This is a genomic window from Sphingomonas yabuuchiae (genome assembly GCF_001477495.1).
In the GTDB taxonomy this organism is placed as follows: Bacteria; Pseudomonadota; Alphaproteobacteria; order Sphingomonadales; family Sphingomonadaceae; genus Sphingomonas; species Sphingomonas yabuuchiae_A.
Genome location: NZ_LDTF01000007.1, coordinates 82,898 through 107,341 on the forward strand (window position 1 = coordinate 82,898; position 24,444 = coordinate 107,341).

General features: G+C 62.1%; 21 protein-coding genes and 2 tRNA genes. 19 read left to right on the forward strand and 4 right to left on the reverse strand.

The features are described from left to right. Positions 1 to 76: 76 nt before the first annotated feature. Together hemB and NS355_RS01690 are read left to right on the forward strand one after the other, a co-directional pair. On the forward strand, positions 77 to 1,069 hold the full coding sequence (gene hemB, locus NS355_RS01685; RefSeq protein ID WP_058744071.1) for a porphobilinogen synthase: 993 nt from the start codon (positions 77 to 79) through the stop codon (positions 1,067 to 1,069). An 11-nt stretch (positions 1,070 to 1,080) separates the two neighbouring features. After that, the gene (locus NS355_RS01690) at positions 1,081 to 3,285 is read left to right on the forward strand and encodes a spermidine synthase (protein WP_084787429.1); all 2,205 of its coding nucleotides are present in this window, start codon (positions 1,081 to 1,083) and stop codon (positions 3,283 to 3,285) included. Positions 3,286 to 3,290: 5 nt separating this feature from the next. Here NS355_RS01690 and NS355_RS01695 read toward each other — a convergent pair whose 3' ends face one another. After that, the gene (locus tag NS355_RS01695; protein ID WP_244489514.1) at positions 3,291 to 3,833 is read right to left on the reverse strand and encodes a hypothetical protein; all 543 of its coding nucleotides are present in this window, start codon (positions 3,831 to 3,833) and stop codon (positions 3,291 to 3,293) included. Positions 3,834 to 3,975: 142 nt separating this feature from the next. Here NS355_RS01695 and NS355_RS01700 point away from each other — a divergent pair. From NS355_RS01700 to NS355_RS18495, 9 genes are all read left to right on the forward strand, one after another. Continuing rightward, positions 3,976 to 4,052, forward strand: a tRNA-Arg gene (locus NS355_RS01700). A gap of 29 nt (positions 4,053 to 4,081) precedes the next feature. Beyond that, positions 4,082 to 4,158: transfer RNA gene (locus tag NS355_RS01705), tRNA-Arg, on the forward strand. A 436-nt stretch (positions 4,159 to 4,594) separates the two neighbouring features. Continuing rightward, positions 4,595 to 4,870, forward strand: coding sequence for a DUF5818 domain-containing protein (locus NS355_RS19255; RefSeq protein WP_058744072.1), 276 nt, complete (start codon positions 4,595 to 4,597; stop codon positions 4,868 to 4,870). A gap of 129 nt (positions 4,871 to 4,999) precedes the next feature. Next, positions 5,000 to 5,458, forward strand: coding sequence for a helix-turn-helix domain-containing protein (locus tag NS355_RS18070; protein WP_084787430.1), 459 nt, complete (start codon positions 5,000 to 5,002; stop codon positions 5,456 to 5,458). 28 nt (positions 5,459 to 5,486) lie between these two features. Continuing rightward, the gene (locus NS355_RS01715; RefSeq protein WP_084787431.1) at positions 5,487 to 5,834 is read left to right on the forward strand and encodes a hypothetical protein; all 348 of its coding nucleotides are present in this window, start codon (positions 5,487 to 5,489) and stop codon (positions 5,832 to 5,834) included. Positions 5,835 to 5,851: 17 nt separating this feature from the next. Continuing rightward, on the forward strand, positions 5,852 to 6,292 hold the full coding sequence (locus NS355_RS01720) for a hypothetical protein (RefSeq protein WP_058744074.1): 441 nt from the start codon (positions 5,852 to 5,854) through the stop codon (positions 6,290 to 6,292). A gap of 12 nt (positions 6,293 to 6,304) precedes the next feature. After that, positions 6,305 to 6,712: a transcriptional regulator gene (locus NS355_RS18485; protein ID WP_153007980.1), complete on the forward strand. Its 408-nt coding sequence runs from the start codon at positions 6,305 to 6,307 to the stop codon at positions 6,710 to 6,712. 25 nt (positions 6,713 to 6,737) lie between these two features. Further along, the gene (locus NS355_RS18490; protein ID WP_153007981.1) at positions 6,738 to 7,232 is read left to right on the forward strand and encodes a hypothetical protein; all 495 of its coding nucleotides are present in this window, start codon (positions 6,738 to 6,740) and stop codon (positions 7,230 to 7,232) included. 113 nt (positions 7,233 to 7,345) lie between these two features. Next, the gene (locus tag NS355_RS18495) at positions 7,346 to 7,783 is read left to right on the forward strand and encodes a hypothetical protein (protein WP_153007982.1); all 438 of its coding nucleotides are present in this window, start codon (positions 7,346 to 7,348) and stop codon (positions 7,781 to 7,783) included. 106 nt (positions 7,784 to 7,889) lie between these two features. On the opposite strand, the gene NS355_RS01735 is transcribed toward NS355_RS18495, so the two are convergent. Beyond that, on the reverse strand, positions 7,890 to 8,762 hold the full coding sequence (locus NS355_RS01735; RefSeq protein WP_058744077.1) for a hypothetical protein: 873 nt from the start codon (positions 8,760 to 8,762) through the stop codon (positions 7,890 to 7,892). Further along, positions 8,759 to 10,405, reverse strand: a complete 1,647-nt coding sequence (locus NS355_RS01740; RefSeq protein ID WP_058744078.1) for an AAA family ATPase — start codon at positions 10,403 to 10,405, stop codon at positions 8,759 to 8,761. The genes NS355_RS01735 and NS355_RS01740 overlap by 4 nt, the downstream gene beginning before the upstream one ends. A 477-nt stretch (positions 10,406 to 10,882) precedes the next feature. Between NS355_RS01740 and NS355_RS01745 the strand changes: the two genes are divergently transcribed. The 4 genes from NS355_RS01745 to NS355_RS01760 all read left to right on the forward strand — a co-directional run bounded on the left by NS355_RS01745 (position 10,883) and on the right by NS355_RS01760 (position 19,366). Further along, positions 10,883 to 15,334, forward strand: a complete 4,452-nt coding sequence (locus NS355_RS01745) for a hypothetical protein (protein WP_153007983.1) — start codon at positions 10,883 to 10,885, stop codon at positions 15,332 to 15,334. A 119-nt stretch (positions 15,335 to 15,453) separates the two neighbouring features. Then, entirely contained in the window at positions 15,454 to 17,208 is a 1,755-nt protein-coding gene (locus NS355_RS01750) for a hypothetical protein (RefSeq protein WP_058744080.1), read from the forward strand. Continuing rightward, complete coding sequence (locus tag NS355_RS01755) at positions 17,205 to 18,929, forward strand: hypothetical protein (protein ID WP_058744081.1); 1,725 nt, start codon at positions 17,205 to 17,207, stop codon at positions 18,927 to 18,929. The genes NS355_RS01750 and NS355_RS01755 overlap by 4 nt, the downstream gene beginning before the upstream one ends. 245 nt (positions 18,930 to 19,174) lie before the next feature. Beyond that, positions 19,175 to 19,366 (forward strand): hypothetical protein, encoded by a 192-nt coding sequence (locus tag NS355_RS01760; protein ID WP_058744082.1) that lies wholly within the window; start codon positions 19,175 to 19,177, stop codon positions 19,364 to 19,366. Between the two features lie 385 nt (positions 19,367 to 19,751). Here NS355_RS01760 and NS355_RS18500 read toward each other — a convergent pair whose 3' ends face one another. Continuing rightward, positions 19,752 to 20,405, reverse strand: coding sequence for a hypothetical protein (locus NS355_RS18500; RefSeq protein ID WP_153007984.1), 654 nt, complete (start codon positions 20,403 to 20,405; stop codon positions 19,752 to 19,754). A gap of 142 nt (positions 20,406 to 20,547) precedes the next feature. Here NS355_RS18500 and NS355_RS01780 point away from each other — a divergent pair, with 142 nt between their 5' ends. The 4 genes from NS355_RS01780 to NS355_RS19465 all read left to right on the forward strand — a co-directional run bounded on the left by NS355_RS01780 (position 20,548) and on the right by NS355_RS19465 (position 23,907). Then, on the forward strand, positions 20,548 to 20,799 hold the full coding sequence (locus NS355_RS01780; protein WP_058744086.1) for a hypothetical protein: 252 nt from the start codon (positions 20,548 to 20,550) through the stop codon (positions 20,797 to 20,799). Then, the gene (hxsB, locus tag NS355_RS01785; protein WP_058744087.1) at positions 20,796 to 22,208 is read left to right on the forward strand and encodes a His-Xaa-Ser system radical SAM maturase HxsB; all 1,413 of its coding nucleotides are present in this window, start codon (positions 20,796 to 20,798) and stop codon (positions 22,206 to 22,208) included. Before NS355_RS01780 ends, hxsB begins: the two co-directional genes overlap by 4 nt. Continuing rightward, positions 22,205 to 23,287: a His-Xaa-Ser system radical SAM maturase HxsC gene (hxsC, locus tag NS355_RS01790; protein WP_058744088.1), complete on the forward strand. Its 1,083-nt coding sequence runs from the start codon at positions 22,205 to 22,207 to the stop codon at positions 23,285 to 23,287. Before hxsB ends, hxsC begins: the two co-directional genes overlap by 4 nt. Before the next feature lie 68 nt (positions 23,288 to 23,355). Further along, entirely contained in the window at positions 23,356 to 23,907 is a 552-nt protein-coding gene (locus NS355_RS19465; RefSeq protein WP_430726988.1) for a peptidoglycan-binding protein, read from the forward strand. Positions 23,908 to 24,444: the final 537 nt, after the last annotated feature.

Here is a 24,444-nt window from a genome sequence, read left to right on the forward strand (position 1 = left end):
TATAATCCTTTCGCCCCCGGAACGCTTTGCACGCAACGCTTGGCAAGCGCGGTCCGATCCCGCAAAAGCCCTTTTGATGACCGCATCTTATCCCGCGCTTCGCCTTCGTCGTACCCGCGCCTCGCAGTGGAGCCGTCGGCTTCATGCGGAAACGGTGCTGACCCCGGCCGATCTGATCTGGCCGCTGTTCGTGACCGAGGGGCAGGGCGTGGAGGAGCCGATCGCCAGCCTGCCCGGCGTATCACGCTGGTCGCTGGACGGGATCGTCGCGCGGGCCAGGGAAGCGGCGGCGCTGGGCATTCCCTGTCTGGCGCTGTTCCCCAATACGCCCTCGCACCTGCGCACGGATGACGGGCGCGAGGCGATGAACCCCGACAATCTGATGTGCCGGGCGATCCGCGCGATCAAGGATGCGGTGCCCGATATCGGCGTGCTGACCGATGTCGCGCTCGATCCCTATACGACGCACGGCCATGACGGGCTGGTCGATGCGGCGGGTTATGTGGTGAATGACGACACCGCCAACGCACTGGTCGAACAGGCGCTGACCCAGGCGCGCGCGGGCTCGGACGTGATCGCGCCGTCCGACATGATGGACGGCCGCATCGGCATGATCCGTGCCGCCCTGGAGCAAGAGGGCTTCGTCAACGTCCAGATCATGGCCTATGCGGCGAAGTACGCCAGTGCCTTTTACGGCCCGTTCCGCGATGCGGTGAACACGCGCGGTCTGCTGAAGGGCGACAAGCGCACCTATCAGATGGATCATGCCAATGCCGAGGAGGCGCTGCGCGAAGTGGCGCTCGACCTGGCGGAGGGCGCGGACAGCGTCATGGTGAAGCCGGGCCTGCCCTATCTCGACATCATCCGCCGGGTGAAGGACGAGTTCCGCGTGCCGACCTTCGCCTATCAGGTGTCGGGCGAATATGCGATGATCGAGACGGCGGTCGCAGCGGGGGCGGCGGACCGCGACGCGATGGTGTTGGAGACGCTGATGGCGTTCAAGCGCGCCGGATGCTCGGGCGTGCTGACCTACCACGCCGCCCATGCCGCGCGACTGTTGAACGCCTGACCTCCATTCCCGTGACACGCCGTATCCCGGACCTGGCGGCGCGTGCGCTGTTCGTGGCGACGATCCTGACCGGATCGTTCCTGCTGTTCCTGGTCCAGCCGCTGGTCGCGCGCATGGCGCTGCCCCGGCTGGGCGGCGCGCCCGCCGTCTGGAACTCGGCGATGTTCGTCTATCAGGCGCTGCTGCTGGGCGGCTATGCCTATGCCCATGCGCTGGGGCGGTGGCGGCCCAAGGTGCAGGCGGGGGTGCATATCCTGCTATTGGCGGCGGCGGCCTTGTGGTTGCCGATCGGTTTGATGGCGGTGAACCTGCCTCCCGATGCCGAACCCGCTTTGTGGGTGCCGTGGCTGCTCGGCCTGTCGATCGGGCCGCTCTTCTTCGCGGTGTCGGCGCAGGCACCGCTGATCCAGCGCTGGTTCGCGCTCGCCCAGCCGGGGCGTAACCCGTACGCGCTCTACGCCGCGTCCAATCTGGGCAGCTTTGCCGGACTGATCGTCTATCCGCTGTTGGTCGAACCGGCGATGACGCTTCATGGCCAAAGCCTGTTATGGAGCCTGGGCTACGGCCTGCTCGCGCTGCTGGTCCTGGCCTGCGCGACGCGGCTTCCGGCGTCTCGCGATCCGGCGGCCGACCCTGCACCGACCTCGGCCGCGCCGGGATGGCGGCGAATCGGCTATTGGGTGGCGCTGGCGGCGGTGCCCTCGGGACTGGTGCTGGCGACCTCGACCTATATCACCACCGATATCGTCGCGATGCCGCTGCTCTGGGTGCTGCCGCTGGGGCTGTATCTGGCGAGCTTCATCATCGCCTTCGCCACCCGGCGGGGCGCGGCGGATACGCTGACCCGGATTGCGCCGGTGACGCTTCTGCTGTTCGGCGGGGTCATCATGGGCGGCTATCCCGAGCGACCCTATTCCAATGTCGTCGTGGCGTTGCTGCTGCTGTTCATGGTGTCGGTCGCCTTGCACACCGCCCTGTACCGCGCGCGGCCTGCGGTCGATCGGCTGACCGGCTTCTATCTGTGGATGGCGGTCGGCGGAGCGCTGGGCGGGGTGTTCGCGGGCATCCTGGCGCCGGTACTGTTCGACTGGACGTACGAATATCCGCTGCTGATCCTGGCGGCGGGGATGTTGATCCCGCAACAGTTCATCCTGCCGGCGATCCGCGATCTGTGGTGGCGGCACCCGCGCGCGATGCTGGTCGCACTGGCGGTGGCGATCGGTCTGGTTCTTGCGTTGCGGGTGGTCGGGCCATCGGCGTGGTTCGGCGAGGAGCGGCAGGGTACGGCGTTCCTGGTCATCGCCGCTTTGGGGTTCCTGACCATCGGCGCGCGCACCGGCTTCGGGCTGCTGCTCGGCGGCGCGCTGGTGTTGTTCGGCGGCTATCGCGCGCTATCGCTGTCGATGGAGCGCGACGCCCGGATGCGCAGCTATTTCGGCGTCTACACGGTGCGCGATGGGCCGGGTTACCGCGAGCTCGACCATGGCTCGACCGTCCACGGCATACAGCTTCGCGGATCGGACGCGCGGGAACGGACGCCCACCACCTATTACGCCCCCTATTCCGGCGTCGGCCGAGCGATGCGCGCCGCCCCGATGCTGTACGGCCCGGCGGCGCGGATCGGTGTGGTCGGGCTGGGGACGGGGACGCTCGCCTGCTATGCCCAGCCTGGGCAAAGCTGGCGCTTCTATGAGATCGATCCGGTGATCGTCCGCATCGCGCGCGACACTGGGCAGTTCAGCTATCTGCGCCGTTGCCAGCCCGATCCCGTCATCCGCATCGGCGACGCGCGACTTCGCCTGGCGGCCGAAGCGCCCGCCAGCCTGGACCTGCTGGCGCTCGATGCCTTTTCCTCCGACGCGGTTCCGGCGCATCTGCTGACTCGCGAGGCCTTCGCGACCTATGCCCGCGTCCTGTCACCGCGCGGGCTGCTGCTCGTGCATATCTCCAACCGCTTCGTCGATCTGGAGCCGCTGGTCGCCGCCGCCGCCAGGGAAGGGGGCTGGGCGATTTCGCGGATGAGCTATGTACCGACCGATCTGGATCGCGAGGCGCAGGCCACCGCTTCGGTCTGGCTGGCGCTGTCGCGGGACGCGCGCGTGCTGAAGACGCTGGAGGCGCGAGGGGGAGACTGGACCCCGGCGGTGGCGCCGCCGGGTCTCGCCGCCTGGACCGACGATTATTCCAGCATCCTGCCCTTCATCCGCGAATTCTGACGGGGTCAGGCGGCGGGGAGGCTGTCGCTGATCGCCTTGATCTGCGCCGCCTGCCGCGTAACCGCCGCCGACGCCCGGTCGCGCAGGCTCGTCAGCGTGGGATAATCCGGTTCCAACGCGGCGGCCCGCTGGATGGCCCGGTCGTCGATCTCGGTCAGCAGCGAAGAGGTGCGCGCACGGATTTCGTCCAGCGTCGCCAATTCGGTCTGCGCGGTCAGCCATGCTTCGCTGCCCACCGCCGCCCCGCGCGCCTTGGCGGCGTCGGCGCGGGCCTGGTCATGCGCTTTGGTGAACTCCTCTTCCAGGGCGGTCAGGCGGCGGGTCATCTCCGCGACCTGCGCGTCCAGCGCCGGATCGGCCCGAAGCACGACCGGCTTGGCGGCGGGTTCGGCAAAGCCCTGCTTCTCGACCGGCCGCACCGCCAGCGACGGATAGGGGGTCGTGTCATGGTCCCGCGCGCAACCGCCCAAGCTCAAGCCGGCTATGAGGACACAGGCGCGCATCATATGGGCGGGCCGGGCGAACGGAGCGAGGCGATTGGGCGTCATCGCGATCTTCCTAACCGCATTCCGAGTGAGGGACCAAATGCCGCAAAGCATGGCAAAGGTCCGACCGGAGAAAAAATGTGGATAACCTTTGCAAAGGGGTTGCCAAGATTCCGAAGCGCTTCTATCAGCCCACCTCCACAGCGCGCCCGTAGCTCAGCTGGATAGAGCATCAGACTACGAATCTGAGGGTCGGACGTTCGAATCGTTCCGGGCGCGCCAGTGGAAACATAGGTCAAGGCGACCAAAAAGCGCCCGTAGCTCAGCTGGATAGAGCATCAGACTACGAATCTGAGGGTCGGACGTTCGAATCGTTCCGGGCGCGCCATTGTCATTCGACGCATTATGCGAGCAATTGCTGAGCAATCCCGCTTGAGGCGGGCTTTGCGTTGATATGCAAGATCCTCAACCGTCAGATGGTTGAGTATCGGAAGCCGTGGGTATGATACGCGAGCCTGCATCCAGGGTGCCGGTCGCGGGGTGGTCGGGCTTTGCTCTCCTGATTCTTCATCAATAAATTCCAGTTGATGATCCATAGGATCGGTCCCGGCAGAGACGTTGCTCTTACCACGAGCATAATTGCCAAGAACCAAGCTTCCTTTCGACCTGAAGACGCGCTCTCCATTTGATCGGGTGCAATCCCTTTGCATCCTATGGTTGACGGCTAAGTGGTCACGACTACGGCGCCTTGCCTTGAGGACAGGGACGTCAGTGGGAGTGGCTAGTCGGTTTGTAGAATCGCCAGCCCGGCATTCGCCTGTTTTATGATCTTGTGGCAGGCTATCCGCCGAAGGTTGTACAGGGAGAGCAATGTGCCGATCGGAACCAAGCATCAGGTCGTCGGTCGCTTGAGCTTAGGCACCGCTGGCTGGCTTCTCTGCGCGGATGGCGGGGGTACATGGCGCCTCGACCTCAATTTGCGGACATGGTGGCTGGTGCGGCGCTGGGTCGGCCAACGGGTTGTCCTCTCCGGAATTAGGGAGGGCTTCGATACGCTCAGCGTGAAGCGGATCGAACGATGCGATCCATGGCAATCTTAAAGAATATGGAGGAGGATGGGTTCTTGAGCAGTATGCCAAGCGCCTGGAACGCCATCATAGATTTCGTTCACCCGGACGTGAATCAACCGAATCGGTGCTTTCGAAGTTCGTTGCCGCTAAGCAGGACGTATGCTCAACCGCCTCAGTGATCGCCAGAAGCAATGTCTAGCCGGCGTTGCCGCTCATCGAACGAGCAAGGAGATCGCGGCAGATCTCGGAATTTCTCCGAAGACAGTGGACGGCTACATCGCCGATGCGGTGGCGCTGCTCGGCGCGCGGAATCGTCAGCATGCAGCGACCACCTTTATGGCGCTTTCTGAGGCGGTTAGTAGTCCCGTAGTTTTACCGGGGGAACCGATCCGGGTTGAGCCGGACGAAACTCCGGTGTCAGCACTCGTCACACAGTCTGACGACGTCCGGGGCACATCCCGGGGTTTGGAACGGCTCCGGCCCTTCCATCGCCTGGGTGTAATCATTGGCGTGGCGTTGGCGCTTTCCATGGGTCTTGGACTCAGCGCCATGGCTGTGGTCGGAGGGATCGCGATATACGATCCCTCCCGATCATCTGCTGATCGTTCGGGGCGTTGAGCTCCGACAGTACGTGACGGGGGATAATGTGGGGAACGAGGTAACGAGTGTTTTCTATGCGCGCCTCAAGGCGGCGGAATCTGCATCCGATGCCGCTCTGCAGGAATACGCGCAACTGTTGCTCGACGCACAGAAGGCCAGCGCGCAACTGGATCTGACCTTCGGAGAGCCGCAATCGGTCTTCGCGGACATCAACGAGGCGATGGCGCATCATCTTCGAGGGCGTCACCATCTCGCGCGTGCGCACTCGAAGTCTCTGGAGATCGTCGAACGGAAGGGGCATTCCGTGACCTCCTGGGGTGATACGGTTCCGACCTACGATGAGGCGCGGGATGCGCCTGCTGGAACGGTCGTGGCGATCCGGTCGGCCGCCTGAATAGGACGACGGCGTCTATGTTAAACGTCGTCGTCTTCTACGCCGGTCTCGTCGGGCTTCTCGTCTATTCGATCAGATGTGGCGGGCGTCCCGAACGCTGGGTCGCTGGAATTCTCGCAGCATCGGCCATCGTCGACACGATGATGGTGAATGCCGCGCGGGGGGTGTTCGTCGTCCGAGAACCAGGCATTCTGCTTCTCGACGTCATCACGCTGGTCGCGGTCACAGTCGTGGCGCTGTGGGCTGAGCGGATATGGCCGATGGTCCTCGCAGCATTCCTACTGGTGGGGGTCGAGCTTCAGATCGGCGTTTGGCTCGCCCCGGTCATACAGCGGCAGGTGTACAAACTCGCGCACGCCTACAGCGCCTATCCCGTCATGCTGATCCTTCTGGTGGGGATCGTACGCCACCGCAGCAGGACGCGCGATGTGCCCGAGCGGGATTGGACAATCTTCTGAGAGCAAACTGGCATGCAGAATGGAACGGAATTGCTCGAAATGGCCAATCGCCTCCGCGCGATTGCCGGAGCTGGAACGACACTGAACGCAGGTTCGTCACCATACGATGTGGCGACTACTTTGCTGGGCATCAGACGTCATCGCGATGCGGTGATCGGCAGCGGCTACTTCGGTGAGCCGTCATGGGACATCCTGCTCGATCTGTTTGTGAACGAGCAAAAGGGCCGCCCCATCAGTGCAACATCGGCCTGTTTGGCGGCGGCGGTGCCGCCTACTACCGCTTTGCGACATCTCGTAACGCTCACCACGGACGGATTGATCTGCTCGACACCTGATCCAGCGGATGCTCGGCGACGATACATATCGTTGACGAGGAGATCGCGAGAGATGATGCATTGTGTGTTGTCCGGACAACCATAGAGGGACGTTCCTGCCGTATGCGTGAATGAATGCGAAATCATTGCAGCCAAAAAAGACCCATGATGGATTGGTCAGCTTTTCGGATGATTTCGAATCCAAATTTGGCATGATCGATCAGTCCAAATGGCATGAAGTGGGACGAAGCCGTCATTCCTGTCAAAATACAGCAATGGCGACTTCCGCCGGAAGCAGTCGTAGCTACGTCCGTGTTTTATGGATTGGGCGCGGTGGGCTGTATCAAGCGAATTGCATGACGATACCAATGATTGGCGAGGCCACCAATATCAGGGCGGCGCGGCAACGTGCGGCGGCGGCGGCGGAAAAGCTATTCTTGCCGGCAACCCTCCCAATCTACTCCGCAGACGAAATGCGGCCCGATCAAATTGGAACAGCGATTCTTATCTCTGTTGGCGACGCGCGGTTCCTGCTTACGGCCGCGCATGTGCTCGATGAATGCGAAGACGCTGGCATGTTCGCTGGCGCTGACGGTCAGTTCGTGCCGATCGGTGGACAGGCATAGATCACCTCGAAGGTGGCTGGAAGGCGGAAAGACGATCATTTCGATATCGCAGTCATCCCCGTTGAAGGGGAGCTGGACACGGCTCTCGCGGTAATCGCCGCTGTCGATGAGAAGTGGATCGATTGGAATCTGGGGCAACATCCGGTCACCTGTTTAGTGCGTTCGGCTTTCCTAACACCCGCAACAAAATCACCGAGCGCAGTTCCATAAAGGTCAAACCCGAAGCGTTACAACACACCGATGTCATAGTCGACGATGCTGTGAGTGCGAGAATGTTGCCGGATGGCGGCGCCCATCATCTTTTCCTCGGCTACGGGCGGCGCGCAAATGATGCTGACGGCAATGCCCAAAACGCCATAAAGCCGAGGGGAATGAGCGGCGGCCCCCTCGTCGATCTTGGGAAGCTCAGTGATCCGGAAGTCTTAGAGAGCCGCGCGTCGACCGTGCCGAAGCTGGTAGCCATCGTGACCCAGCGGGGCGTCGGGCTTAATCTCGTCTGCACCAAGATGAGCGTTGTTCGTAAGGTACTCGAGGACACCGGCCGACTGTGAGGCCCGCGCAGTCAGTCTACTGGTGAAATCAGCGAGGATGACTGCGAGCGGCGAGAGTCCATACGCGCCTGACTCGAGGCAGCTCTCTTTCCCGGAGGTCTCAGACTCACACCAACGGCCCGTTCGGCGGCCGGCCTGGCGCAGTCAATGCGGCGAAGAGCCAATCAACCACGTCGTCGGCGAGCAAGCCGGAAAGCATTATCGACATCCAGCTGTTCTTGCTGCCCGTCGACTCATCGACATCCTGGCGCTCCTCTTCGAGGAGATCGACGAGACCTGCTCGCGTGGCTGGGTTCTTTTTTAGGGGACGGATCAAGAGGCCGGGTTTCAAGACCATCTTGGCCCATTCACCACGAATCCACTCCGCAGCACCCGACCTCCTGACCACGTTCGTAAGGTGGAAGTCCACCGCGTTTCGGAAGGGATGGGCTGCATCCAGGACCGAACGAAGGCCGACTTTCGGCACTGGACCGAGATCGCGAAAATGTGCGGTCAGGAGGCGCTCGCTCAGAATGTCGTCGTAGTAGGGATGAAGGAGCCTCGCGCCCGGAAATGCAGGATTGGTCAGTCGATTGGTGCGCAACAGGTTGCACTTGCAGGCCGGTACGAGATTCATACCGAAGATTGAGAAGCAGGGATAGCCAGCCTTCGGCATCACGTGATCAAGTGTGCCACAACGCGACGAGCCGCACATCGGACAAGTCTTGTGCTCACCATCGGCACGAATTTTGTCAATGAAAGCGATGTCTGCGCTGGGATTCGTGTAGTGGCCCTTCAGCAGCGTGGCGAGTTGTGGCGAAATCGGCACGTTTTCAATTTGCGAAACGTCGCCGTTCACCGATGCGTATTGCTTGTAGCCCGCCCGAACAGCCGCGAGGTTGTCGCGGAGCAGTGGATAGCTTCCGACCATCTCATTCTTGGAGAGAGCTACCACTGCCGCGTCGTCGTTGAAGAAGACCGGTCGCTGAAGACGGTTCAATTCTCGCCCTCCACCTTCGCCCGGATCTCACCCAGGAGTTCCAGCGAAAGCTCGTCCTTGTACTCGTCGAAGATCTTGCGCCAGGGCAGCTTCTTCCCTGCTATCGTGTCCTCCACCTGCTTGGCCAGACGCGAGGGCTCCTCCTCACCGAACACAAAATAGGAGATCGTTCCTACGTCCGCCCCGAATGTGCGCAAGCGCGGTGTCACAGCCCTTACCCAGCGGTCCTTGTCCGATCGCAGCACGCGCACCTGATCCTCGAATGCCTCGCGAACGAAGTAGGCCGAATGCGTGGCGATGATTGCTGCCGACCCGGTCTGCTTCAGCAGACTGTCGAGCAGAGCGACGAATTGGCTGATAAAGTTTGGGTGCAAATGCGTCTCTGGCTCATCGAACAAGAGAAGCGAGCTGTTCTCGATGTAGAGGCTAGCCAGGGCGGCGAAGCGCACAAACGAGAGCTCGCCGCTGCTGAGAGGGTAGGCGCGATTTCCCACGAGACGCTTGGGCTCCTGGCCCTCTTCAATGGATCCGAATACATCGATCCGCTCGTCCTCATCGCGGATGCTGACCAGCCGCGAGATGTGGATTCCATTGCGCCCCGCGCGATCGAACCCGAGTACCAACTGGTCGTAGGCATCGATCGCTCGGAGTGCGCTGAGGAAAATTTCAATCCGCGGGACGCCTGCTATCCGCTCGTCAGTCCGCATCAACTGGATGATCAGATCAGTCGCAGTCTGTCGCGATCGACCGGCGCCAGCGTGGGTCAGAGACAGCCGGCGATACCAAACACGCTCACCGCGGCGACGCACTGGAAACACGGATGAGCCAGGTAGGGTCGGGTAGAATGCCAGCAACCGGTTCAGTTGGGGCCTTCCACCGTCCCCATCGGTCAACTCGCCGTTAACACGTAGGGCTGCCCGGGCGATCCTGCCGAGAACCTGGCTCTTGCCAACGCCGTTCTTTCCTATGACGACCGCGAAGCGCTTCGGCAGCACCGGTTCATCCTGCTCGAATCGGAAGCGCAGATCGTGAGGATTTGGTCGGCCTTCCAGCTGAAAGCGGATGTGTAATTCCTCCGAAAGAGCGCCGATTTCCTCGAACTCTTCACCATCGAGAATGGTGTCGGCGTTCTTCCAGGCGAAGTAGGTCTCGGATTGGCGCATGAACGCGCGGGTGAACACCTTTGTCTCTTTGGCCTCGCGAGTCCAACCGGCAGATGCGCCTGCGCCGGCTGCCACCATGTCTTTCATGGCGGCGAGTACGAGCGAACCCTCCTGCGGCCCAAGCGTCCTGATGATGTTCCGATAGGCCTGCATGTCGGGAAGCATCGTGAAGTAGTCGGGGATGTCCTCAGCCGGGATCATGTCCGACCTGGCGCCGTCCATCGCGTCAAGTAGCTCTCGCAGATCGCCGTTCTTTCGCGACTTGCCGTGGAAGCCAAGGAACGCCTGCATCCGAAAATTGGGATGTGGGTCGAAGGTAAATTGCGGGGTTATCACAACTTCGACAAGGATCCGGAAACCAGCATTCGTCTCTCGAATATCGCTCGGTGAGATCACGATTGTCGCGGGTTCGGGAAAGGTAATTTCGTCGATGTCGCGAGTGAATATCACCCGATAACGCTCGGTAGGCTCCACAGGCATTCAAGCATCCCCAAGAGATGCCTGATGGCATCTCGTCCTAGCTTGAGGATAGGTCCGCCAGGTGCCTACGACAACAGTAGCTTTCAGCCAATCAGCCTTGAGCAAGCCAAGCCGCTCCCAGCCGGCGGCAGTCCAGCGGTCGGCTCAGCCTTAGACCTCCTCGATCAGATCCGACGACTGATCAACACAGCGGGATGGCGGGTTTCGGTATGCGCCGTCGTTCCACCACCAGTCTCGCAACGTCTCGAGCTGGTCGCGTGCTGCCGGTCGTTCGTGGGACTTAGCGGTCATTCCCTCGCGACATGCCGAATGACCGGTTTCGTCAGGAACCGACATTCGGCGTTTACCTACCGCCGTGTCATCTTTGCGGCAACTGAGACGAAAGCAACTTGCTCTCTCCGACATCGCACATTCGGGGAACGATGGTGTGATGAGGTATGTCGTGCCGAGCACTTCGGCCTTTGCTGCAGCTGATCAGTGGTCCGCCGCATTCTTTATGAGTTTGGAGACGAAGACGCCCACCATATATTAGCGGCGATGACAGGGGAACTCATTGATCTGAGTCGACGCTTCCGGCCCGCCGCTGAGGACGACGACCGCCGCTTCCATGGCCTGCTTGGGCACGACAAACTTAGTTCCACGTGGCCAGATTTGCTCGCAAAGCGTCGGGTGGTCATTCTGGCAGAAGCCGGCAGCGGCAAGTCCACTGAGTTCGAGCGGCAGCAAGCCGCGGTCGCGAGCGAGGGGTTATTTTCATTTTTCGTGACCGTGCGCGACGTTGCCGACGCGGGGTTGGAAGGCGCGATGCCGCCAGAGATGCGACGAGCATTTGGCGAGTGGAGAGCGTCGTCCGACGCAGAATGTTGGCTCTTCGTGGATTCAGTCGACGAAGCCAAGGACCAGGGTCATCACTTCGATGGCGTTGCACGTCGCTTGGCAGATGCGATCGCCGGTTTGGAAGGGCGAGTCCATCTCTACATTTCGGGGAGGTTCACAGATTGGGACAAGACGGCGGATCAGCGTTCAATGGACAAGTGGCTGCGCCTCCCGAAGCTGCCGCCCCCACCGACTGATCTCGGGGACGAAGTTAGGGCGACCCTAGACCGAAAAGAGCGAAAGCCACGGGGCGAGGTTGAGCCGATCGAAATACTGCGGATGGACCCGCTCGCAGCATGGCAGGTTCGAAAATTTGCGGAAGGTGTCGGCATCGCCGACGTTGATGAACTGCTCAAGGCGATCGAGCACGGGAACCTATGGTCGTTTGCCGCACGCCCTCTCGACCTGGGCTGGATGGTGGATTTCTGGCGAGCGCACAAGCGGCTCGGGACACTGCGCGCGATGATTGAAGAGAGCATCAAGGCGCGCCTCCTCGATCCTGATCCGATGCGCCGCCGCAACGATCCAATCGGCGGCGAAGCGGGCCGGCGCGCGCTCGATCGAATCGGCGCCGGTTTCCTGTTCTGCGGGAAGGATACGTTGCGCATCCCTACGGCGGGGCTGGACCCCGCACCCGCAGAAACGTCCATCCCCCTCGAAGACCTTCTTCCTGATTGGAGCGACGAGCACCGGCTACATCTGCTGCGGCGCCCGGTTTTCGATCCCGCCACGCTGGGCCGGGCTCGTCTGCACAATGACAATGAGCAAACGCTGCGCGCCTATCTCACTGCGACTTGGCTGCAACGGCGCATTGATGAAGGCTGCCCCCTCTCGACCGTATTCGACCTGCTGTTCGTCGATCTATATGGCTATCGGCTCGTGCGCCCGGACATGGTCGAGGCGTCCGCCTGGCTATCCGGAACGTCGCCGGCGGTCGCGGAGGCTCTGATCGCTCGTTCGCCGTTCAACCTCTTGAAGCATGGCGATCCTGGCTCCTTGCCAATCCCAACGCGGGTGAAGGCCCTCGATGCGGCATTGGGCCAGCTCGCCACGATCGATCGCCAAAAGCTGTGGTTTATCGAGGACAGTCTTCGCCGCTTTGCGGACCCCGCGCTTGATCCTCATTTTGCGGACTGGTGGCTAGCGGCGGGATCAGACGAGGAAGCACGTCACATCGTCCTGCGGTTGATCCATGCCGGGCGGCAGGCCGGCGGGCTCGAAACCGTCCGCGCCGTCGCCTTCGACCAATCCGCTGACGAGATTTCGCAGCTTCTCGCGGGCCGCGGGCTCATGGCGATCGGCGACGACGAAGATCGTCGTCGCTATGCGCGCTATGTCGTCAGCGAGCATACTTCGCTCCGGCGATCGATCGTTCTGGAGACACTGTCGAAGCTCTTCCCGACCTTCATCTCGGTTAACGAGTTTTTCGCATTAATCGATGCGATTGGGGTCTCCGATGACGATGGCCACAAATCGATCTTGCCCCTTGGTCCCGAACTGCCGACCAACTTGGTGTCGCCGGCGGACCTCCAAGCCTTCCTCGACCAGATCGTTGCGCGCTCCGGCGAATTTACGGGTGAAGGGGAAGAGCATCGGTTCCGAGAGGCGTTTGCCGAACTTGCCAGCGCCGCGGCGAACCGGCTGCTCGACAGCCACCCCGACTTCGTTCCCGACGTGGTGACCGACCTGGTCCTGCTCCTTCGGGAAACCGAACGCTATTCGGGCAACAACGACGCCTTTCAGGCCCTCGGCAAGCTGTTCGGCACATCGAGGGGGCGCCGACAATCGTCCTTCTGGCGGGCAGTCGATCGTATCCGCAGTCATCCTTACATCACCAGCCCCGACGACGTGAACCTGTTCATGGTGCAGCATCTCGGTTGGCCGGTGGTGCTCACCGCTGATGATCTCGCTTGGCTCGTTCCCGATATTCAAAAGCGGACCGATCCGCGGGATCGACAGACCGCGCTGCGGACCGCGCACGTCCTGTGGCGGGATTTCGGTCAAGATCCCGCGATCCTCGCGTCGATGTTTGCAGCGGCCGAGAGCGACGCCCGCCTATCGGAGCAACTCACCGCTTGGCAATCTCCGCCGCCCGAAACACCAGAAATGGCCGGACACATGGCGCGAATGGAGGAGCTTCGGAAGCGGAACGAGGAACGCACCACCCAACGGGATACGAGTTGGATCGAGCTAATCGATACGCTGCGTGCCGATCCGACCTTCTTTGACCGCCTCTCGCCGCAGACAGCCGATTCAGTCGATTCACGCCTCTTCCATCTTTGGCAGTTTCTGTCGTGGCGGACACAGTCGCGCAGCGTCTACTCGATCGAGAGCCTCGACGTGGTGGCCCCCATCTTCGGGCCGGAGTTGACGCGGCGTTTCGGCGACGCGTTGATCGCCTTTGCCTATGCTCACACACCGCAAGGGGCAACCGAACAAGAAGGCGGCGCTCGATCCGTCACGAATTTCGACACAATGGCCCTGGGCGGCATGGCGCTCGCCGCCAGCACCATTCCCAATTGGGCGAAGACAATCAGTCCGGAGCGCGCCGACCAAGCCGCCCATCTGGCGATGATCGAACTGAACGGTCTGCCCGCGTATTTGCTACCGCTGGCGACGGCCCATCCGGATCGTGTGCGATCGGTGCTGCGGACGGCGATCGAACGCCAGCTCGACCGTGCCGATCCGCAAGGCCACGGAATGCTCGATCGGCTCGAATATGCCGATCCCGCCTTTGCTCGTTTGATGGCTCCTGATCTCCTAAGCTATCTGGAGACGCATCCCTCGATATCGGCCGTGATGCTCGAAAAGGCCGTGTCGGTGATCATTCGTGCCTTGCCGGATGTGCCAGACGGCGTGGCTGCCTTTGTCGCCGAGCGCATCGACAATGCCGCCGACCCTGTCATCGCTGCCTACTACCTTTTCCTGCTATTCGGCATTCTTGGCGATCCTGCGGTCGATGCGCTTGAACGGAAGATGCTGCCGCTCGGCCCCAACGACCAAGCCACCCTTTGCTGCACGTTGCTGCCGCGATTGTTTGGCGGCCGCTTCCACCGATCGATCGAGGTGCCCGTGGCGCTTTCGGTACAGCGGCTTGAACAGCTTCTGGTCCTCGCGTTTGAAGGCGTCCGGCCCGACCAGGATATCAATCGACCGAGCGGGGAGGTCTACTCGCCTGAATTGCGTGACGAGGCGCAGGATGCCCGCAGCGCGATCTTCAATCGGCTGTTGCAGACGCCCGGCGAAGCCACCCACGCCGCGCTCCTGCGGTTGGCGAATATCCCCGGCTTCCCTATCGAGCCAGAATGGCTGCACATTCATGCGTATCGGCGGGCGGAGGGCGACGCCTACCTGCCAGCGTGGATGGCAAGTGATCTGCTGGTGTTCGAGCGAAAGTTTGACCGTCCGCCGACAACGACCGCCGACCTCCAATTTATCGCTCAACGCCGCCTCGAAGGTATCCAGCACGATCTGATCAACCATAAGTTCGCGCAGGGCGACACAGTGCAGGGCTTAGTCGACGAGAATGCGGTCCAGCGCTGGGTAGCCAGCACTTTGGAGGCCCGTCAGGAAGAGGCCTACACCGTCCATCGAGAAACCCATTATGTCGAAGAGAAGGAACCCGACATTGTGCTCGCCAGCCGCCATAGCGGGGTCGAGCTGCCGATCGAGATCAAGGTTGCCGACGGACTCTCGGTCGCACAGATGGAGGCGGCTTTGGCCACGCAATTGTGCGGTCAATACCTTCGCCATGATACCACGCGGCACGGCATTCTCTTGCTCGTCTACCAGAACGCACGGCGCGACGGCTGGGAATTGACACCAGGCGCGCCGAAGGTTCCCTTCGACAACGTCCTAGCCCACCTGAACGAGAAGGCCCGGCTGAACCGCGAAGCGTCGGCCCTGGGCCCGCAGCCGATTGTTGCCACCATCGATGTTTCGAAAGTGGTGCCGATCAAGGTGCAGCGCGATCAGGCGCGGGTGAAGGCTGCCGCTAGGCGAAAGGCCTCCGAACCGAAAGCCGGCATCAACGAAGAAGCGCAGCGGCAGTAAATAGGGCTGCACCCGATTGGCGTCCGCGCGGCCACAACTGCCGAGCGGGGTCGCAACTTTTCGCAGTCGGCGGCCGCTCGCGGGCTGGCATCCGCTTGTGTGCATGATATGTTCCAGAAATGAACGACGCCCATTTGCCCAACCGGGATGCGATACTGACGAAGTGGGGCGACGGCACGCTGGTCGACGCCCTGTTTGCCGAATACGGCCGCATTTGGCTGGACGAGGAGAGCCCTACGATCGGCCTGCTCGCTGACCTCCACAATGCAGGCGAGATCGATCTCCTGAGCATCATCACGACGGAGGCCGTCGAGCGGCACACAGGGCCGAACTTCTTCGACGGGCAGCATCTCTATGAGCGGCTCATCCCGAGGATTACCGGCTCGGTCCGGGAGATGGTCCGGGTCGTCGAGACGTTACGCATCGGCGGCGGCAACGACATGGCGGCTGGCCTACACATCGACAAGTTTGCGAAGTGGTGCGGTGACGATCCATCGCGTCCGGCCGAACTCCTCGCCCTGATCGACGAGGGTTTTGCGGAGGCCAATGGATACCTCATCATTGCCATCAAGAACGGCGTAGCCGTCGACCGAACGCTGTTCGTCGACCGGGCATACGGCTTCCTAGAAAGCGGGACGGAGCGGCAGCGGTGGGACGCGCTGAGCGCGCTTGGCCAGATCGGGATGTCAGACGAGGCCGACTGGGGTCGCCTCCTCGAAGCATTGGAAACGGCGCTGGCGGCGAACCCCGACGACACATTTCGCGCCTACTTCGTTTCGTCGATCGGAGAGCGACTGAAGGACGCACCGGCGGAGCGGATCGACGCGCTCGAGACGCTGGCCGGTCTGGCGCTGTCGAAGGGTGGGGAACATACGCTCCATTCCGCGTCTCGATTGCTGGCCCTGTATCCAGAGCCGCTGAGCGCCGCGCTGAAGGCAAGGATGCTGGAGAAGCTGCGCGAGGTCGACGCCGAGAACAAGGGGGCCATCGACTTACTCGACATCGCGCTGTCAAAAATGGTGACGGCGGGGCAGGTTGTGGATGTCAGGCAGCTTGCCGAGGCACTTATCAGGCGGGACGAGGGAGCGGTTAAGCTGGGCCGCCTCGACTCCACGGTGCGCGCGGTGGTTGAGAATCCGAACGACGCGCTACCCGACTGGGTAGTCGCCTGGCTGCGCGACGGCGACCACCGGCTCTGCGCCGCTATGGACCGAGCGATGTTCGGCGCCGGCCGGGATGAGCGGCCGCTGCGCGTCGACTTCTCCCGATATGGACTTCGCGAAGCGGAGTATCCCTACTTGGCGCGCAAGGTCGTCAGCAGCTTCTTCCTGAAGCCCGTGCTCATGTCGTCGCTGCTTTCCTCGCTCCTCCGGACGGCCCCCGCGGAAGTGTCGACGGAGGTAGAGCAGGTACTCGTCGATCCGGTCCTGCAGAACTATGCGGGATCGACCCGTGACCTGCTGATACCAATCTCCGAAGACGCGACTGATCCGGCGGCGCCTGCGATAGCGCGCGCGATCGCAGCACAGGACAGCTACCTGGAGAGGCTGAGGGCGCCGGGCTTCGTTCCCGAACTTTGCCCGTCGGAGAGGGAACGTCAGCTGGAGTGGGAGCGTCACACGGACAGCATGTCGGAGGCTATGCGCAACGCGAGGAGAAAATCCATCTTCGCTCAGATCGCGACAGAGTCCGTCATCCTCTACGGCAAGCGCGCCGTGAGTTGGGTCCAGCACGCTGGAGACGAACCCCGCCGTATGGAGACCGAGATGGGAAGCATCAGCACCTCGTTCGAGGTGCCTCGCGTGGATATTGTGGATCCGGTCGGGCTGCAGCTGATGTTGCTATCATTCAGAGCGGAGGCTCGCCCGGAATGAAGCTCGTCTTCAGACAGTATCTCGCATCCCTCAAGGAGCGCAGAGAGCTCGACGCGGTGCTGCCGGACCTGCTGAGCGAGCTCGGCTACACCGTGATCTCTAGGCCGTCAGTGGGTACCCGCCAATACGGCGTAGACGTCGCGGCGGTGGGCCGGGACGCGGACGGCTGCCGGAAGCTGTTCCTGTTTTCGATTAAGCAGGGTGATCTGACCCGCGCAGACTGGGACGGCAGTCCTCAGGCGCTGCGCGGCTCGATCAACGACATACTCGATGTCTACATCCCGACGCGCGTTCCCGAGGCCTATTCGAAGCTCGAGATCGTCATCTGCCTGTGCTTTGGTGGCGATATCCAGGAAGCAGTCCGAGACAACGTCACGCAGTTTACGAGGCAGCAGACGAAGAACGGCATCTCGTTCGCCGAATGGAACGGCGACTATATGGCGGGGCTGCTGGTCAACGGCGTCCTTCGGGAGCAGTTGGTCGACAAGTCCCTTCGCGCCAGCTTCCAGAAGGCGGTCGCGATGGTCGACGAGCCGCAGATCGCGTTCGAGCACTTCGAGCGGCTTGTGCGCGGGCTCTGCAAGGTAGAGGACTCCACCCCCCGGCAGCGGGCCACGATCCTGCGCCAGATCTACATCTGTCTCTGGGTCCAGTTCGTCTGGGCACGGGATGCCGGGAACGTGGAGGGACCGTATCGAGCCAGTGAACTCGCGATCCTGCTTGCGTGGCACCTGATCCGGGCAGATGTGCCGAAGAGCACGAAGGCGTCCGAGGAGGTCGGGTCAGCATTCGCCGAACTCCTAAACCTGCACTTCCTAATCTGGGACGAGCTTGCCAGCGGGAAGATTCTCCCCTTCGTCGATCACGAACACGCGATCTCGGTCGCCGTAGGATCGGCCTCGCCGGTCGACGTGAACTTGAAGCTCTTCACGCTGATCGGGCGCATGGCGATGCGGGGGCTGTGGCACCTGTGGTTCGCGGGAGGCGGCGACCGGCTGCCAATGGCGCGAGACGACTGGGACTGCCCGGAAGCGTCGGAATTGGCGCAGCAGATCGTCCAGCTCATCCGCAACAACCCGATCCTCCTGACACCTTTCACGGACGAGCAGTCTGTCGAGATCGGGAGCGCCCTGATTTTCCTAACGATGATGGGAGGGTGGAACCAAGCGGCCGGCAACTACGCCGATGCGGTCATCGAGCGCACGGTCTACGCCTTCCGGTCCCACAGCAGATACCCGACGATCTACGCCGACTATCGGTCGCTGCTCGTCCATCCGCGCGAGCGCACGTCCGAATACCGTGAGGGTCAAACGAAGGGCAGCTCGCTCTTTCCTCTGCTCTCCCTCTGGGCGTCGACCTTCGGCGAGGGCATGGGCGCCCGCTTCCTCTCGGAGTTCGCAGAGAAGGAACTGGGCCACTGCAACATGCAGTTCTGGCTAGCGGGCGCCGACAGTGAGAACCTCCTATACTTGGGCGATCGGTCGCACGGGGCGTCGCTCGGCGGAATACCGATCACGACGGACGGCGAACGCGCGATGCGCATGCTAGAGGCGGAGTGCGCGTCAACGACGGGGTTCGAAAATCTGTCCGCTATCTCGCTAGGCCACTGGCCGGTGCTTGCGATGGCATGCAGGCATGCCGGGCTGCCGCTTCCGCCAGATCTGTGGCTGGGCCTGCTGCGGGAGGCGCGATCGACGAAGGCTGCTGACGGCGAAGATTGACGGTGACTTACCTTCTGCAATCAGGATCGCTGTCATGGGCCGTCTACGGTCGGAATGGCGCAATGTTGCCGGACGGCTTCGCGCTGAGAACGGCTGGTTTTTGGCGGAAGCTGATCTTCAACGCGACACCAGCTAACGGCGTATTTTGGTCGCTTGCGGACGCTTCGAGATGTCGTCACCGTGGTGTTCTTCGGTCGCCTGCTGTACTTACGGATGCGTCGATCAACGACCGGAGGATAGCCGAAATGCTGAAGTCGATTCTTGTCGCCGCCGCGCTGGCTTCGTTCGCGACTGTGTCCGCCCATGCAGCTCCGTGCCGTGACGCGAAGGGCAAATTCATCAAGTGCGAAACCGCCAAGCCGAAGCCCGTGAAGTGCAAGGATGCCAAAGGGCGTTTCACCAAGTGCGATACCGTCGGCGCGAAGCCGGTGAAGTGACATGGAGGGGGAGTGAGCGTGATCAAGCCACTGCTCACGTCCCCTTCGCTTCGAAGGCAGCTCCCTATCACGGCAGGGAGCCGCATGGGCAGGCTCGGTCGCTATCGTGACATGCGATCACGCTTCGGATACGGCGGTCCTTATTCCTGGACGCCCGGACCGAGGGAGGTTTCCGTTTTGATTGAGGGCCCGGACGAGGGTGGCGCCATTGAGATGGCGCGGTCGTTGATGAAGCGCGCGTTGGAGCTCTTGGATGGGGCGGGAGATCGGACGAGCGTGCCGCATCTCCAGCACGCGCTGGACGTCCTCGACGGCCACGTGGTCCGGGAGCCCACGCCCGAGGAAATCAAGCGCATACTAGGAGAATCGTGGGGCAGTTGAAAACCTAGGTTGCTTCCGCTTGAGCTCCGTCATCGACGTTTGTCATCATATCAGCCGGAACGGCGGTGGCGTTGTAGATCTCCGAGTCATCAGCAGGGGCGCGCTTGGCCGGTGGCACTCGCCGCTGAATTTCTGCCAGCCGCGTGTCGGCGTCATCGGCCGAAGCTCCGGCACCGGTCGTTGCTCCGAGATATCTGGCAGCCGCCACTTCGCTCTGGAAATAGGCGATCTCCTTATCTATGCTGTTCACCTCGTCCTCCGGAACGGATGCGACGCCCTTCAGATCGGCGGCGCCGCAGGTGTCGAGCAGGCGCCAGCTGAAGGCATGAGACAGGGCGTCGTAGCAGTTCTGGCTGTAGATCATGGATCCCGACAAGCCCTCGGACGCGAAGGCCTTGCCCATTTCGGCAAGACCTTCGCGCACTGCTGGCGAACTCAACGGTTGGACTGCGGGTGGCGTCTGAGCGGCCACGGAGGACGTCAAAGTCTTGATGGCAGGATCGGAGGCCGCGACTTCCGCCGGTGTCCGTGGCGAATTCGAAGAGCATTTCGACACGTTCACCAGAACGACCAGCGTCCCGATGACCCCGATCGTCCATGCGACGCCACGGCTCGAGCTCTTTGACGCCGTGCCGATCGACCTTCGGTTCATCGCCATCCCCCACTGTCCTGCAGGTTGAACATACATGCTCTCCGGCGTGCCTCAACTCGCGGAATTGCCTCGAAAATGGATGTGATGGGTATTGTGGTGCATCTTGGCTCGTCCTAGCCTCGTCCGATCACGCCAAGGGGAGAGGGCGTTGCAGGGGGAAGTCCGCGTAGCGGAAATTTGGATCGACATCGTCGATCCGCCGGAAGAGGCGCTGCATCGTCTCGCGATCATCGATCCATCGATAGCGATCGAACGCGTCGATGGTGGCTTTGCGCTTCGTTCCGAGACGTCGACGCGCGAGCGCATCGAGGATGCCTGGTTGTGCGTCATGACGAACGAGCGCTTGCTCCACGCAAACGCCGAAGCACGCCGCCTCGTGCTGGCAGAACTCCTTTCATGACGTTCGCTCCAGTTAGGGTCCGACCAACGAACGGAGACGGAATGCTGCTCGTCGGTGATGCGGGCGATTTCGCGCTGGCCGAGCGGTCGATGGTCGAACGCCTGTGCGCCGACGCGCTGACTGACGAGGATCGCGACGTCTTGAGCCGCGAGGGTCTTCTGATCGACGATGGCGATCCTCTGGGGCGGGTGGCATATGCCTATGGCGTCGCGGAACGGATAGGGCACGCCGGTGCCCTCGACTATCTGATCCTGGTCCCCACCCTCCGGTGCAACCTCAGTTGCAGCTATTGTCAGGTCTCGCGTGTGGCGGAGCGCAGCACTGGCTTCGACTGGAACGAGGCGACGCTGGCTGCGGTCCTTCGCCTGATCGATGGCCTGGAGACCGAGCGGGTGAAGATCGAATTCCAGGGCGGTGAGCCGACCTTGAGGCCGGACCTGATCCGTGCAGTGATCGATCGATGCGAGCGGATTCCGATCCGCCAGTTCGTCATCTGCACCAACCTGCAACGCATCGACGACGACGTGCTGGCGCTCTTCGATCGGCCCGATGTCTTCATCAGCACGTCGCTGGATGGTGACGCCGCCACGCATGCCAGGCAGCGGACTGGCGATGGAGCGACGACCGACGCATTCCTCGCCAATCTGCGTTTCGTGTTGGATCGGTACGGTCCGACCAAGGTTTCGGCGCTGCCCACCGTCGATCCCGCCCGCCTGCCGGACATGGACGGGCTGATCGACAGCTACGCAGCCCACGGCATCGATGGAGTCTTCCTGAGGCCGATCAACTACCAGGGCTTCGCGCGCAAGCGTCATGCCGAGGTCCGGGAGTTGGACGCCGCCTGGCGTTATTATCACTCAGCCTTCGTCCGGCGGTTGATCGAGCGGAACTGGGAGGATCGAAGCCGGGTCCTCGAAGAGACCTATTTCAGCATATGCCTTCGGCGGGTGTTCCAACCGGGAGCCGATCGGCACGTTGATCTGCGTGATCCCAATCCCGTTGGGGTCGACTACGTCGTCGTCGATCACGATGGTCGGGTATATCCCACTGACGAGGCGCGGATGCTGACGCGTTCCGGCGTGATCGACCTGGCGATCGGCGACGTCTTCGATGGTTGGGAGGCCGAGGCCAGGGACCGTCTCAATGCGCACGCGACCAACCGCTTCGATCCGACCTGCATGGGTTGTGCATATCAGCCCTTCTGCGGACGCGATCTCGTCGACGATCTCTCGCGCTATGGCCGCATCGACTTGCCGCGCCACGAAACCGAGTTCTGTCGCAGGCACCTCGCGATGTTCGACCTCGTCTTCGAGCTGATCTATTCCGCCGACCCCGCCGTCCGGTACTCGTTGGCACGCTGGCTCCGCTTGCCCGGCACGCCCACCAAGTTCGGAGTGCGTCTGTCGTGATCCGCCTCACGCTCCCCGCGGCGTCAGACGCCGAAGCCCCCTATGTCGCCCGACTGAACACCGGCCGCGGCGGGGTGGATGAAGCCGATGCGGCGCTCGTCGACGAGGATGCCGAAGGCGTGACGTATCTCGGTCGTCACGGCGTATTGGCCATCGATGGTGCCTCGGCGACAGAGCTGGACCGCGACGTCGTCATCGTAGATCCGGTCGGAGGACGCGCGGAGCGGATCCTACGACGAGGATCGGGCCACAACACGCTGCTCGTGACTGAACGGTGTGACCAGCTGTGCCTGATGTGCTCTCAACCGCCGAAGAAGACGCACGTCGACCGGTTCGCACTCTTCGAGCAGGCCTGTCTTCTCGCCGAATCTGACAGCCTTATCGGCGTCTCGGGGGGCGAACCGACACTCTACAAGGACGACCTCCTCGGCATGCTGGAACGCGTGTTGGCCGAGCGTCCGGACCTGGAGTTCCATGTTCTGACCAACGGCCAGTTCTTCGATGACGACGATGTCGCGCGCTTGCGGGATGAGCGGTATACTCGCGTCAGTTGGGGAATTCCCATATACGCGGCCGACGCCGCGCTTCACGATCGCATCGTGGGCAAGGACGGCGCGCTCAGCAGACTGGAGAAGAGCATGGCCGTGCTGGCGCGAGCTGGCGCGCGCATCGAGCTGCGCACGGTGCTGGTTGCCGACAACGCGGACGCGCTCCCCCGGCTGGCCAGGTACGTCGCCAAGCGGCTGCGATTCATTGAGGTCTGGTCGATCATGCAGCTCGAGAACATCGGGTTCGCGCGTGCGCGATGGGCATCACTGTTCGTCGAACATGCCCGAGACTTCGGTCCGATCGGCGACGCGATCGATTACGCCGCCCTTCACGGCATCCGCGCCCAGCTCTTCAACTTCCCTCGCTGCACCGTGCCGGAGCCCTGGCGGGATCTGGCGCGTGCATCGATATCCGATTGGAAGCGCCGCTATGCGGACGCGTGTGCACCATGTCGCGAGCGTGACGCATGCAGCGGCTTCTTCGAATGGCATCCCATACAGCAGGCCGAGGACGGAGTGACGCCGCTTTGAAACGCATCAGGTTTCTCATCCCCAGCCTTCTGGCCGCAGGGTTCGGATACGGCGATCCGGCGCAGGCAATGTACGTCAGGACGACGTCGGGTCCGCGTGACGATCCTGACAGGTCGTCGCTGCTGGACGTGTTCCGCCAGGATCATACGGTGATCCTGGCGGATCATCGAAGCCATCGCAGTCATTCCAGTCATTCAAGCCATCGATCCGGCTATGGCGGTGGTGGGCACTACAGTCACACCAGTCACCGTTCGAGCACAGGGGGCAGTTACATCGGCGGCTCGGCCGCACCGGCGCGAACGATCTACACTCCGCCGCCGGTCCGGTCGGAACCGATCACCCCTCCGGCGCCATCGCCCCTGTTCTCGCCTAACGAGCGGGCCGCCCCCGTCGAGGCTGAACCCAAGACACTATCGGGCAGGACCAAGCGGTTTGCCTCCATCGTCCGCCGGGTCCAAATTGCCTTGATGGCCCGGCAGCTCTACGATGGTGCCATCGATGGGGTTGTGGGTCCGAAACTCCGGACTGCGCTTCGCAAATTTCAAGGGCAGCGCTCTCTTCCGGTGACGGGGACCATAACGCCGCAGACGCTTGACGCCCTGATGGTGTCGAGTAATTAGTGCCATCATTGGGAGCCCGACTCATAATTCGAGCTTGGCGAGGTACCGGGTCGTTGGCGCGATGGAGGCGATGGTCTTCTCCCAATCCTCGGCGAAGCGTCGGTATCGGTTAAGCTACGCGACGTTGTGCCTGACAACCTAGCGGCTGCGCAGGACGACGAAGTGACGGGTATAGGAACGCCTGATTATCTCGATCAAGACCCCGTCGAGATGCGCGGTGGCAGCCCAAGTGATCCCCGTGATCTCCGCAACCTTCGGCGAATCGCAACGGACTGAAATTGCTCGGTTTTTCGGTGGGGCTCCGAGAGCCGTAAACCACTCATGTTCGAATGATGGGAGGACAAGTACCGGCTTATCATCGCCGTCGAGAATAGGCGTAATACCCCCGAAGATGTCCCAGTTTGCCGTGGAGTCATTGAGTCTAAAGGTCTCAAGGCAATCTAGATTCGCGTAGATTAGAATCGCGGTAAATATTGTTATAATTCTTATCCAGATATAATTAAAATTTGTGTAGATCGTAAAGAAATGAATGATTTC

Coding starts and splice junctions, on each gene's coding strand:
- NS355_RS18485 (WP_153007980.1), top strand. CDS start 6,305: ATGCAGAATGGAACGGAATTGCTCGAAATGGCCAATCGCCTCCGCGCG.
- NS355_RS19465 (WP_430726988.1), top strand. CDS start 23,356: ATGTACGTCAGGACGACGTCGGGTCCGCGTGACGATCCTGACAGGTCG.
- NS355_RS01755 (WP_058744081.1), top strand. CDS start 17,205: ATGAAGCTCGTCTTCAGACAGTATCTCGCATCCCTCAAGGAGCGCAGA.
- NS355_RS19255 (WP_058744072.1), top strand. CDS start 4,595: ATGATCTTGTGGCAGGCTATCCGCCGAAGGTTGTACAGGGAGAGCAAT.
- NS355_RS01720 (WP_058744074.1), top strand. CDS start 5,852: ATGTTAAACGTCGTCGTCTTCTACGCCGGTCTCGTCGGGCTTCTCGTC.
- hemB (WP_058744071.1), top strand. CDS start 77: ATGACCGCATCTTATCCCGCGCTTCGCCTTCGTCGTACCCGCGCCTCG.
- NS355_RS01750 (WP_058744080.1), top strand. CDS start 15,454: ATGAACGACGCCCATTTGCCCAACCGGGATGCGATACTGACGAAGTGG.
- NS355_RS18500 (WP_153007984.1), bottom strand. CDS start 20,405: ATGGCGATGAACCGAAGGTCGATCGGCACGGCGTCAAAGAGCTCGAGC.
- hxsB (WP_058744087.1), top strand. CDS start 20,796: ATGACGTTCGCTCCAGTTAGGGTCCGACCAACGAACGGAGACGGAATG.
- NS355_RS01760 (WP_058744082.1), top strand. CDS start 19,175: ATGCTGAAGTCGATTCTTGTCGCCGCCGCGCTGGCTTCGTTCGCGACT.
- NS355_RS18490 (WP_153007981.1), top strand. CDS start 6,738: ATGAATGCGAAATCATTGCAGCCAAAAAAGACCCATGATGGATTGGTC.
- NS355_RS01695 (WP_244489514.1), bottom strand. CDS start 3,833: ATGACGCCCAATCGCCTCGCTCCGTTCGCCCGGCCCGCCCATATGATG.
- NS355_RS18070 (WP_084787430.1), top strand. CDS start 5,000: ATGCTCAACCGCCTCAGTGATCGCCAGAAGCAATGTCTAGCCGGCGTT.
- NS355_RS01740 (WP_058744078.1), bottom strand. CDS start 10,405: ATGCCTGTGGAGCCTACCGAGCGTTATCGGGTGATATTCACTCGCGAC.